At 76.6% G+C, this 11,065-nt stretch carries 10 protein-coding genes; 4 read left to right on the top strand and 6 right to left on the bottom strand.

The annotated features are described in order from the left end of the window. Positions 1–23: 23 nt before the first annotated feature. The gene (locus OOT42_RS07280; RefSeq protein WP_273654213.1) at positions 24–2,291 is read right to left on the bottom strand and encodes an ATP-dependent DNA helicase RecG; all 2,268 of its coding nucleotides are present in this window, start codon (positions 2,289–2,291) and stop codon (positions 24–26) included. 1 nt (position 2,292) lies between these two features. After that, positions 2,293–3,819 carry a DAK2 domain-containing protein gene (locus OOT42_RS07275; RefSeq protein WP_273654212.1) on the bottom strand — a complete coding sequence of 509 codons (1,527 nt, stop codon included), beginning with the start codon at positions 3,817–3,819 and terminating at the stop codon, positions 2,293–2,295. 331 nt (positions 3,820–4,150) lie between these two features. Here OOT42_RS07275 and rpmB point away from each other — a divergent pair, with 331 nt between their 5' ends. Next, positions 4,151–4,342 (top strand): 50S ribosomal protein L28, encoded by a 192-nt coding sequence (gene rpmB, locus OOT42_RS07270; protein ID WP_029289091.1) that lies wholly within the window; start codon positions 4,151–4,153, stop codon positions 4,340–4,342. Positions 4,343–4,428: 86 nt separating this feature from the next. Then, positions 4,429–4,953 (top strand): GNAT family N-acetyltransferase, encoded by a 525-nt coding sequence (locus tag OOT42_RS07265; protein WP_273654211.1) that lies wholly within the window; start codon positions 4,429–4,431, stop codon positions 4,951–4,953. A 60-nt stretch (positions 4,954–5,013) separates the two neighbouring features. Here OOT42_RS07265 and OOT42_RS07260 read toward each other — a convergent pair whose 3' ends face one another. Beyond that, positions 5,014–6,009, bottom strand: coding sequence for a thiamine-phosphate kinase (locus tag OOT42_RS07260; RefSeq protein WP_273654210.1), 996 nt, complete (start codon positions 6,007–6,009; stop codon positions 5,014–5,016). Between the two features lie 164 nt (positions 6,010–6,173). Here OOT42_RS07260 and OOT42_RS07255 point away from each other — a divergent pair, with 164 nt between their 5' ends. Next, positions 6,174–6,692: a DUF3515 family protein gene (locus tag OOT42_RS07255; RefSeq protein ID WP_273654209.1), complete on the top strand. Its 519-nt coding sequence runs from the start codon at positions 6,174–6,176 to the stop codon at positions 6,690–6,692. Between the two features lie 21 nt (positions 6,693–6,713). Here OOT42_RS07255 and OOT42_RS07250 read toward each other — a convergent pair whose 3' ends face one another. Beyond that, on the bottom strand, positions 6,714–7,883 hold the full coding sequence (locus OOT42_RS07250) for a D-alanine--D-alanine ligase family protein (RefSeq protein WP_273654208.1): 1,170 nt from the start codon (positions 7,881–7,883) through the stop codon (positions 6,714–6,716). Positions 7,884–7,962: 79 nt separating this feature from the next. Between OOT42_RS07250 and OOT42_RS07245 the strand changes: the two genes are divergently transcribed. Beyond that, on the top strand, positions 7,963–9,120 hold the full coding sequence (locus OOT42_RS07245; RefSeq protein WP_273654207.1) for a trans-sulfuration enzyme family protein: 1,158 nt from the start codon (positions 7,963–7,965) through the stop codon (positions 9,118–9,120). Positions 9,121–9,243: 123 nt separating this feature from the next. On the opposite strand, the gene OOT42_RS07240 is transcribed toward OOT42_RS07245, so the two are convergent. Further along, positions 9,244–10,287: an NAD(P)H-dependent glycerol-3-phosphate dehydrogenase gene (locus OOT42_RS07240; RefSeq protein ID WP_273654206.1), complete on the bottom strand. Its 1,044-nt coding sequence runs from the start codon at positions 10,285–10,287 to the stop codon at positions 9,244–9,246. Further along, complete coding sequence (locus tag OOT42_RS07235) at positions 10,284–11,045, bottom strand: lysophospholipid acyltransferase family protein (RefSeq protein ID WP_273654205.1); 762 nt, start codon at positions 11,043–11,045, stop codon at positions 10,284–10,286. Before OOT42_RS07235 ends, OOT42_RS07240 begins: the two co-directional genes overlap by 4 nt. Positions 11,046–11,065: the final 20 nt, after the last annotated feature.

Genomic DNA, 11,065 nt, shown 5'->3' with positions numbered 1-11,065 from the left:
CGGCAGGGTCGACGTCCCGGCCGTCACGTGCGGTCGAGGAACTCCTCACGGTCGCCGGCGAGCAGCGCGCGGATGGCGTCGTCCAGCGGCGGCCACGACGCGAGCTCGGGGTCACGCTCGACGAGCGCCCGTGCGTCCTGGCGCGCGCGCTCGATCACGTCGCCGTCGCGCGTCACGCGCAGCAGCCGCAGGGACGACGACCCGCCCCACTGCGACGCGCCCAGCACGTCGCCCTCACCGCGCTGCTCGAGGTCGAAGCTCGCGAGCGCGAAGCCGTCCGACGTACGCGCGAGCGTGTCGACGCGCTCCGCCGCGGGCGTGCCGGGCTCGGCGGTCGACACGAGCAGGCAGACACCGGGCGCGCTGCCGCGCCCGATCCGCCCGCGCAGCTGGTGCAGCTGGGACACGCCGAACCGGTCGGCGTCGAGGATCACCATCGCGGTCGCCTCGGGCACGTCGACGCCGACCTCGACGACCGTCGTCGACACGAGCACGGGCACGCGCCCCGACGCGAAGTCCGCGAGCGCACGGTCCTTCTCGTCGGGCGCCAGGCGCCCGTGCAGGATGCCGACCGCGACCCCCGTCAGGACGGGTTCCGCGGCGAGCTCGGCGGCCACGTCGAGCACCGCGCGCAGCGGCCGCCGGGGCGTGGCCGGCCCGCTGTCGTCGTCGGGCGCGTCCTCGCGGACAAGGTCGGCGTCGTCGGCGCCCTCGTCGTCGTCGCCGTCGATGCGCGGGCACACGACGTACGCGCGGCCCCCCTTGTCGACCTCCTCCCGCACGCGCGCCCACGTCCGCGTCATCCAGACGGGGTTGTCGGCGGGGACGACGTGCGTGACGACGCCGCTGCGCCCCGCGGGCACCTCGCGCAGCACCGAGGTCTCCAGGTCGCCGAAGACGGTCATCGCGACGGTGCGCGGGATCGGGGTCGCCGTCATGACGAGCAGGTGCGGGCTCGCCGACGCCTTCGCGCGCAGCGTGTCGCGCTGCTCGACGCCGAACTTGTGCTGCTCGTCGACCACGACGAGCCCGAGGTCGGCGAACTGCACGGTCGCGGACAGCAGCGCGTGCGTCCCGACGACGATCCCCGCGGCGCCGCTCGCGGCGTCGAGCAGCGCGGTCCTGCGCGCGGCGGTCGACTGCGAGCCGGTGAGGAGCACGACACGCGTCGCGGCGTCCGCACCGCCGAGCATGCCGCCCTCGGCGAGGTCGCCGAGCAGGCCGCGCAGCGACCGGGCGTGCTGCGCGGCGAGCACCTCGGTCGGGGCCAGCAGCGCGGCCTGGCCGCCCGCGTCGACGACCTGGAGCATCGCGCGCAGCGCGACGAGCGTCTTGCCGGACCCGACCTCGCCCTGGAGCAGGCGCTGCATCGGCACCGGGCGGGCGAGCTCCGCGGCGATCGTCTCGCCGACCTCGCGCTGCCCGGAGGTGAGCGTGAACGGCAGCCGCGCGTCGAACGCGGCGAGCAGCCCGTCCTCGACCGGCGGTCGCGCGGTCGCGGGTTCGGCGGCGGCCCGGGCGCGCCGGCGCGCGAGCTCGGCCTGCAGGACGAACGCCTCCTCGTACCGGAGGCGGTCGCGCGCGGCCTGCCAGTCGGCGGTCGTGTGCGGCTCGTGCAGGTCGCGCAGCGTGCGGTGCAGGTCGGCGAGCCCGTGCTGCTCGCGCAGCTCCGGCGGCACCGGGTCGACGACGTCCTCGTCGCGCAGGGTGCCGAGGACGGTCCGCACGGCGGCGGCGATCTTCGTCGTGTCGAGCCCCGCACCCGCGCGGTACACCGGGCGCGGCCACGACGCGCGCTCGACGGCGACCCGCTCCCCCTCGCCGTCGTCGTCGAACATCTCGTACGTCGGGTGCGCGAGCTGCAGGTGCCCGCCGAACGCGGAGATCTGCCCGGTGAACAGCCCCCGCCGGCCGGGGACGAGGAGACGCTCGTGGTGCCGCGCGCCCCCGAAGAAGATGAGCTGGAGCTCGCTGCGGCCGTCCGTGATCCGCACCTCGAGCCGGGCCGCGTTGGTCGAGCGCGCGCGCCGCACGACCGCCTGCCGCACGTCCGCGACGACCGTGACGGTGTCGCCCACGCGCAGGCTCGCGATGTCGGTGAGCGTGCCCGGGTCGGCGTACCGGAACGGGTAGTGGCGCAGCAGGTCGCCGACCGTCCGCATCCCGAGCGCCGCGAACGGCTTCCCGGCGCGCGGCGCGACGGACGTCACCGGCGACTCCAGGTAGCCGCCGCGCGGCTCGACGCCGTCGACGTACCGCACACCGCCCTGGCCGCTCGCCCGCCGTGCCATCTCAGTCCACCCCCAGCCAGAACGCCGCGCCGTCCCCGGTCGGCCCGACGAGCACGGTCTCCAGCCCCGACGCCGCCGCACCGGCCTCGAGCCGCCCGGCCGTCGCGTCGTCCAGCGGGTCCCGGTGCAGCACCGTGAGGCTCTCGCCGTGCGCCCCGGTGAGCACGTCGTCGAGCGCCGCCGGCAGCGCCGTCGCGTCGTCGACGCGGACGACCCGCAGCCGCCCCAGCGCCCGGACGGCGTCGTGCACGGCGGCGGCCGTCCCGGACGCGGACGCCGACGCCGATGCCGACGAGGCGAACGCGAGCGTGGCGACGACGACGCGCAGCTCGTCGTCCGCGTCGAGCACCTCGACGACCGGACCCGGCCGCTCGCCGAGCGCCTCGGCAGGCACGAGGCCCCCGGGCAGCAGCGCGACGTCGGCGGCGCCCGTGTCCGCGACGGCCCGCGCGACGTGGGTCGCGGTCACGGGCGCGTCGGGCGGGACCACGAGCACGACCGCACCGGCGGCCGCGTACCAGGCGGCGAGCCCGGGGGCGGCGGTGCACGCGACGAGGCCCCAGCGCGCGGCCGGGTCGGCGTCGCGGGGCTGCACGTCGCCGGCGTCGACGGACTGCCCGTGCGGGGCGTCGACGAGCCGCACGACGACCTGCTCGCGTGCGCCGAGCGCCGCCGCGTCGACCGCCGCGTCCGGGTGGTCGGTGTGCACGTGGACGTGCCACACGCCGTCGCCGCCCACGACGGCGACGGAGTCGCCGACCGCGGACAGCCTCGTCTGCAGCGCGCCCGTCAGGTCCTCGCCCGCGGCCGACCGGACGACGAGCATCACCTCGAACGCCCCGCTCCCCTCGTGCCCGCCGTGCGCGTGGTGCGCGACGGGCGGCAGCCACGGCGCGGGCGTCGTGGGCTCGGGTACCCCGGTGACCGCGCGGTGCAGCGCGTCGAGCACGACCAGCAGGGCGCACGCGCCCGCGTCGGGGACGTGCTCGCGGGCCAGGACGGGGTGCTCGGCGCTGATCGGGTCGAGCGCGCCGAGCGCGTCGTCGAGGACGCTCCCGAGCAGCGCGCCGGGCGCGAGACCCGGCCCGAGCGAGGCCGCGCGGGCCGCGACGACGTCGGCGAGCGTGAGGACGGTCCCCTCGGAGGGTTCCGCGACCGCGGCCCGCGCCGCGCGCGCGGCGGACGCCAGGGCCCGGACGACGGCAGCGGCCCCGTCCTGCGGGACGCCGTCGGCCAGGCCGTCGGCGAAGCCCGCGAGGTACTGGCTGAGGATCACGCCCGAGTTGCCGCGCGCGGCGAGCAGCGCGCCCTGCGCGAAGGCCCGGGCGACGGCGGGCGCGTCGGTCCCGGCGGGGAGGGCCGCGACGGCGTCGGTACCGCCGGTCACCGTGAGGAGGGCGTTCGTGCCGGTGTCGGCGTCGGCGACCGGGAAGACGTTGACCGCGTCGACGGCCGGCCGGGCGAGCGCGAGCGCGGTCCGGGCACCGCCGGCCCAGGCGCGCAGCACGTCGGCGTCGAGCACGTCCATCCCTTCCGGTCACCGCCCGGGCGTCGGCTCGTGGCGCGCGTCGACGCCCGCGGCGGGCGGCCCGAGGTCCCGCTGCTCGTCCCCCACCCTGCCGCATCCCGCCGACATTTGGGTCGCCTGCGGGCGATGGGCTAGTCTTGACCGGTTGCCCGACGACTCGGGCACAGGTGACGCGCGGGCTGTAGCGGCCCGTCGACCCGATCCGTTCGTCCCCCCGGGGCGGGTGAGGGACGCGTCCCGACAACCGACTTCGTCGCGGTCCCCGCGACGTGCCCGCATCGGTCCCGATCCGTCGGGGCCGGGACCGACCGCAAGAACACAGGAGAAGACCGTGGCTGCCAACTGCGACGTCTGCGCCAAGGGCCCGAGCTTCGGGCACAGCATCTCGCACTCGCACGTGCGCACCAAGCGCCGCTGGAACCCGAACATCCAGCGCGTCCGCGCCGTCGTCGCGGGCACCCCGAAGCGCCTCAACGTGTGCACCTCGTGCCTCAAGGCCGGCAAGGTCCAGCGCGCCGTCTGACGCCGCCGCACCACCGGTCGCAAGGCCCGTGAGGCAATCGCCTCGCGGGCCTTCGCCATGCCCGGACCATGTGGCAGGGTGACGTCATGATCGAGCAGCTCGACGAGGTGACCGTCCGCGCCGCCGCAGCCGCCGACGCCGCCGCCATCGCCGCCGTGCACGTCCGGTCCTGGCAGGAGGCCTACGCGGGCATCGTCCCCGCCGACTACCTCGCGAGCCTCGACGTCGCCGACCGCACACGGGACTGGCAGGGCTACCTCGCGCACGGCGCGGAGGATCGCGTCCGGACGTGGGTCGCCGAGGCAGGGGGCCAGATCATCGGCTTCATCTCCGTGGGTCCGAGCCGCGACGAGGACGCGAACCGCGGCGACCGCGAGATCTACTCCATCTACCTCGACCCCGGCACGTGGGGGCACGGCGTCGCCCGCGACCTCATGCGCACGGTCCTCTCCGAGGTCGGCGACCGCACCCGCGTCTCGCTGTGGGTGCTCGCCGCGAACGAGCGGGCCCGGCACTTCTACCGGCGGCACGGGTTCCAGGCCGACGGCGTCGAGCGGTACGACGACGTCGGCGGGGCCGAGCTGCTCGAGGTCCGCTACCGCCGCAACTGACCCGAGACCGGGCGGGCGCGCGTCGTCCCGGGCGACGACGCACCGACCCGGCTCGTCGTGTCAGCCGGCGAAGTGGTCCCAGCCGGGCGCGACGCCCGGCGCACGCCCGTCGACCAGCACCGTCGCGCCCCGGTCGCCCGTCGCCCGCGCGACGCCGATCCGGCGGAACGGCGCGGGTGGCGTCACGCCGGGCGGGAACGTCGCGAGCAGCCCGTGGTCCTCGCCGCCGCCGAGCACCCACGCGAGCGGGTCGACGCCGAGGCGCTCGGCGGTCGGCCGCACACGCGCCACGTCGCGCGCGAGCCCGTCCGGCCCGCCCCTCGAGGGCTCGTCCAGGTCGATCACGACCCCGCTCGCCCGGGCCAGGCGGCCCGCGTCGCGCAGCAGCCCGTCGGACACGTCGAGCATCGCCGTCGCGCCCGCGGCGGCCGCGAGCGGCCCGGCGTCCAGCGGCGACGACGGGCGCCGGAACGACGTGACGGCGTCCGGGTCGACCTCGGGCGATCCGGCGGCCAGGGCCGCCCAGCCGGCCGCCGACGTCCCGCACACGCCGGCGTGTGCCACGACGTCGCCCGGGCGGGCGCCCGAGCGCAGCACGGGAGCGCGACCCTCGAGGTCCCCGTGCGCGGTCACCGCGACGACGACCAGCGGCCCGCCCGACAGGTCGCCGCCCACGACGTCGGCGCCGTGCGGTCGGCACGCCGCGCCGAAGCCGCGCGCCAGCCCCTCGACCCAGTCCGCGGGCAGGTCGCCCGGGACGACGAGCGCGACCACGAGGCTGGTCGGCACCGCGCCCATCGACGCCACGTCGGCGAGGTTCTGCACGGCCGCGCGGTGACCCACGTCCTCGCCCGTCGACCACGCGCGCCGGAAGTGCCGGTCCTCGACGAGGACGTCCGTGGTCACGACGACGCGCCCGTCGGGGGCCGCGACGACCGCCGCGTCGTCGCCGGGGCCGACGAGCGTGCGAGCACCCTGCGGCAGGTGGGGGAAGATCCGGGCGAGGATCGCCTCCTCGGACAGGTCGGCGACGCGCGGGCCGGGCTGGTCGGTCACGCCGCCACGCTAGACGCCCCCCGACGGTGGGCGCGCACCGTGCCCGCCGTGGCGGACGTCACGCGGACGACGACGTCGCCGCCCCGGCCCGGACCGTGGGCGACGTCACGAGCCCCGGCCGGTCGGGCGGCCCGACGCCGCCGCCGGGCGGGTTACGGTGACGTGTGCCCGCGTCCCGATCCCGCCTGCGCGCCGCCACGGCCGTCGCGGCCGTCGCAGGTGTGCTCGCTCTCGGGGGCTGCGCGCAGGCCGTCCCGGTGACGGTCGCGCCGTACGCGACCGACCCGGTGTGCGCGGACGTCGTGCTCACGACCCCGGACACGCTCGGCGACGACCTCGACCGCGTCGACACGACCAGCCAGGCCACGACCGCGTGGGGCGACCCGCGCGCGGCCGTCGTGCTGCGGTGCGGCGTCGAGCCGCTGCCGCCGACGACGGAGCGCTGTGTGACGGTCGAGGCGCCCGACGGCACGTCCGTCGACTGGGTGGTCGTGGCCGACGACCCGCAGGACGAGCAGGGGTCCGACTGGACGTTCATGACCTACGGCCGGGTGCCCGCCGTCGAGGTCCGGGTGCCGGCCGAGGTCGCGACGTCGCACAGCAGCACGTCGTTCGTCGACGCGCTCGGCCCCGCGGTCGCGCACGCGCCCGCCGAGCGGTCCTGCGTCGGCCTCACGGGCTGACGCGCGCCGCGGCGGTGCGGGTCAGCGCAGCCCGGTGGGCCGCGCGAGCGCGAGCTGCACGAGCTGGTCGACCAGCTCCGGGTACGTCACGCCCGACGCCTCCCACATGCGTGGGTACATCGAGTACGGCGTGAAGCCGGGCATGGTGTTGATCTCGTTGACGACGACTCCGCCGTCGGGCGTCACGAACACGTCGACGCGCGCGATGCCCTCGCACCCGATGGCCTCGAACGTCCGCACGGCGACGTCCCGGACCTCCGCGACGACGTCCTCGGGCAGGTCGGCCGGGCACGACAGCGTGACGCCGTCCTCGTCGAGGTACTTCGCCTCGAAGTCGTAGAACGTGTGCCGCGGGTCCGTCACGACGATCTCGCCCGGCAGGGACGCACGCGCCCGCTCCCCGTCTCGGCCACCGAGGACCCCGCACTCGATCTCGCGGCCGACGATGCCGGCCTCCACGACGATCTTCGGGTCGTGCTGCCGTGCGGTCGCGAGCGCGGCCGGCAGGTCGGCGAGGTCGTCGACGCGCGTGATGCCCAGCGAGGACCCGGCCCGGGCGGGCTTGACGAACAGCGGCAGGCCGAGCGCCTCGACGCGGCGCGCGACGCCCTCGGGGTCGCGCTCCTGCTCGCCCGGCAGGACGACGGTGAACGGCCCGACGGGCAGCCCGTGCCCGGCGAGGACGAGCTTCATCATGTGCTTGTCCATGCCGACGGCGGACGCGAGCACGCCCGCGCCGACGTACCGCACGTCGGCGAGCTCGAGCATGCCCTGGAGGGTCCCGTCCTCGCCGAACGGACCGTGCAGCAGGGGGAACACGACGTCGACCGAGCCGAGCGGACGCGGCAGCGCCCCGGCCTCGAGCACCTGGACGTCACGGTCGTCGGTCGCCTGCGGCAGCAGCACGTGCGCGGCGGTGTCCTCGACCTGCGGGAGCCGGCCGTCGCGGATGGCCCAGCGGTCCGGGTCGTCCTCGGCGAGCACCCACCGGCCGGTCGGCGTGATGCCCACGGCGACGACGTCGTACCGGTCCCGGTCGAGCGCCCGCAGCACGCCGCCCGCGGTCGCGCAGCTGATCGCGTGCTCGCCCGAGCGGCCGCCGAACAGCACCATGACGCGCGGGCGCACGCTCGTGCCGTCCTGCGCGGAGCCGGCGGAGGGGGTGGGCGACGGGGGCGCGGTGTCGTTCATCGCGCCCGACCCTACCGGGCGCGGACGGCCGCTCCGGACGGTCCGGTCGGGTCGCCGGGCGGGCGCGTACCGTGGCGCCATGCCCGAGGCCCTCCCCCTGTCGCCCGCCACGCTCGTCGTCAGCTCCGGCCGTCCGGCCCGCACGCAGGCGGCCCCGGTGAACCCGCCGATCGTCCTGTCGTCGACGTACGTCTCGCAGGGCGAGGTGCCCGACGGTGAGCTGTTCTACGCGCGCGCGGACACCGAGACGTGGCACCCGTTCGAGCAGACGCTCGGGGCGCTGGAGCGCTCGACGCGGCCGGCGCTGCTGTTCGGGTCGGGCATGGCGGCCATCGCGGCCGCACTGTCCCTCGTGCCGCCCGGCGGGCGGGTCGTCGCGCCCCGGCACGCGTACAACGTGACGCTGGTGCACGCGCAGGACCTCGCCGCCCGCTCGGGCCTCGAGGTCGTCCCGGTCGACATCGACGACACCGACGCGGTGGTCGCGGCCGTCCACGGCGACGGGACGCCCGCGGCGATGCTGTGGGTCGAGTCGCCCACCAACCCGATGCTCGAGGTCGCCGACGTGCCCGCGCTCGTCGAGGCCGCGCACGCCGTGGGCGCGCTCGTGGCGGTCGACAACACGTTCGCGACGCCGCTCGGCCAGCGCCCGCTCACGCTCGGCGCGGACGTCGTCGTGCACTCCGTGACGAAGTACCTCGCCGGGCACTCCGACGTCGTGCTCGGCGCCGCGCTCGCCGACGACCCCACGGTGCACGCCGCGCTCCGACGGCACCGCACGGTCCACGGCGCGATCGCGGGGCCCACCGAGGCGTGGCTCGCGCTGCGCGGCCTGCGGACCCTCGCGCTGCGCGTCGAGCGCTCCCAGGCCAATGCGGCGGAGATCGCGCGGCGGCTGGCCGCGCACCCGGGGGTCGCGCAGGTCCGGCACCCGAGCCTCCCGGACGACCCCGGGCACGCGCGCGCCGCGGCGCAGATGGACGGCTTCGGCTCGATCATCGGCCTGCGCCCGCGCGGCGGTCTGGCGGCCGCGGAGGCCGTCGTCGCGGCGGTGCGGCTGTGGGTCCCGGCGACGAGCCTCGGTGGGGTCGAGTCGAGCCTGGAGCGGCGGCGCCGGTTCCCGCTCGAGACGGTCACCGTGCCCGAGGACCTGCTGCGGCTGTCCGTGGGCATCGAGGACGTCGAGGACCTGTGGCGGGACCTCGCGCAGGCGCTGGACGCGGCGACGGCCGGCTGACGGGACCGCGCCCGGGCGGTGCCCCGCGTCCCTGAGAGGCCGCGGGGCACGCTCGTCGGTGGCGAGACGCCCGGGACCCGTCCAGGGGCGGCGAGACACGCTCGCGCGCGCACGTGAGGTCGGTCAGGCGCCCTCGGCCTTGTGCGGACGTGCGAGCAGCAGGGGGGCCAGCTGGTCGACGGGCAGCCCCTCGTGGAGCACGCGCACGACCGCGTGCGTGATGGGCATCTCGACGCCGAGCGACGTCGCGAGCTCCAGGACCGACCGGCACGACTTCACGCCCTCCGCGGTCCCGCCGGTCGCGGCGATCGCCTCGTCGAGCGTCATGCCGCGGCCGATGTGCCCGCCGAGCGTGTGGTTGCGCGAGTCCGGCGACGCGCACGTCGCCATGAGGTCGCCCATGCCCGCGAGGCCGGGGAAGGTGTCGGCGTCCGCGCCGAGCGCGAGCCCGAGGCGCGTGATCTCGACGAGCCCGCGCGTGATGACGGTCGCCATCGTGTTGTAGCCGAGCCCGCGGCCCTGCGAGATCCCGACGGCGAGCGCGATGACGTTCTTGACCGCGCCGCACAGCTCGACGCCGACCACGTCGGGGTTCGTGTAGGGCCGGAAGTACGACGACGCGCAGGCACGTGCGACCAGCCGCGCCGTCTCGTCGCTCGTCGACGCGATCACGGTCGCCGTCGGCTGGCGGCGGGCGATCTCGCGTGCGAGGTTCGGGCCCGACACGACCGCGACGCGCGACGCGTCGATCGCGAGGGCCTCGGCGACGACCTCGCTCATCCGCTGGTCGGTCGACAGCTCGACGCCCTTCATGAGCGACACCACGACCGTGCGCGGGCCCACGACCTCGCGCAGCGGCTCGAGCACGGCGCGCGCCTGCTGCGACGGCACCGCGACGGCGACGACGTCGGCCCCGCGGACCGCGGCGCGCACGTCGGTCGTCGCCGTGACGCGCCACGGCAGCTCGACGCCCGGCAGGTACGCCTCGTTGCGGTGCTCGTCGGCGATCTGGCGGCACGTCTTCTCGTCGCGGCCCCAGACGGTCACGTCGCAGCCGGCGTCGGCCATGACGGCGGCGAACGTCGTGCCCCAGCTCCCCGCGCCGAGGACGGTCGCGCGCAGCCGGGGGGCGGCGGGCTCGTCCGGCGGCAGCAGGTCGGCCGTCACGGGGCCTCCGGCGTCGTCGTGTCGCCGGACGCGGCGGCGTCACGCTGCGCGTTCGGGCGCCGCATGTCGTACCGCACGGCGGGCGCCTGCTCGCCGCGCACGTCCTCCAGGAGCGCTGTGATGGCGGCCATGACCCGCTCGGTGGCCTCGCGCAGCGTGGCGTTGTCCTGCGGCCGGTCGTAGAGGTCGTCGAGGTCGACGGGCGGACCCGCGACGATCGTGACCTTCTTCGGCGGGATCGGCTTGAGCAGCTTCTTGTACCGGCCGAGCAGGTCCTGCGGACCCCACTGCGCGACGGGGATCACGGGTGCGCGCGTCGTCAGCGCCAGGCGGGCCACGCCCGTCTTGCCGACCATCGGCCAGAGCTCGGGGTCGCGCGTGAGCGTCCCCTCCGGGAAGACCGCGACGCACGCGCCGTCGTCGATGGCCGTGATCGCCGACTGCAGCGACTCCCCCGCCGCGGCGGTGTTGCGGTGCACCGGGATCTGGCCCGTCGCGAGCAGCACCTTGCCGACGACCGGGACCCGGAACAGCGACGCCTTCGCGAGGATCTTCGGGACGAAGCCGTTGTCCCACAGGAAGTGCGCGAACGTCAGCGGGTCGATGTTCGTCATGTGGTTCGACGCGACGATGAACCCGCGGTCACGCGGCATGTGCTCCACACCGCGCCAGTCGCGCTTCGTCATCGCGAGCAGCGGCGGGCGCAGGATGAAGGCGACGACGCGGAAGGCGCGGGGCGAGTTCGGCGGCGGCGGCACGGGAGGGGATGCTACCGGGA

It is taken from the genome of Cellulomonas fimi (assembly GCF_028583725.1).
In the GTDB taxonomy this organism is placed as follows: domain Bacteria; phylum Actinomycetota; class Actinomycetes; order Actinomycetales; family Cellulomonadaceae; genus Cellulomonas; species Cellulomonas fimi_B.
Note: the sequence above shows the minus strand (reverse complement) of the source record. Positions and strands in the feature narration are given on the sequence as shown.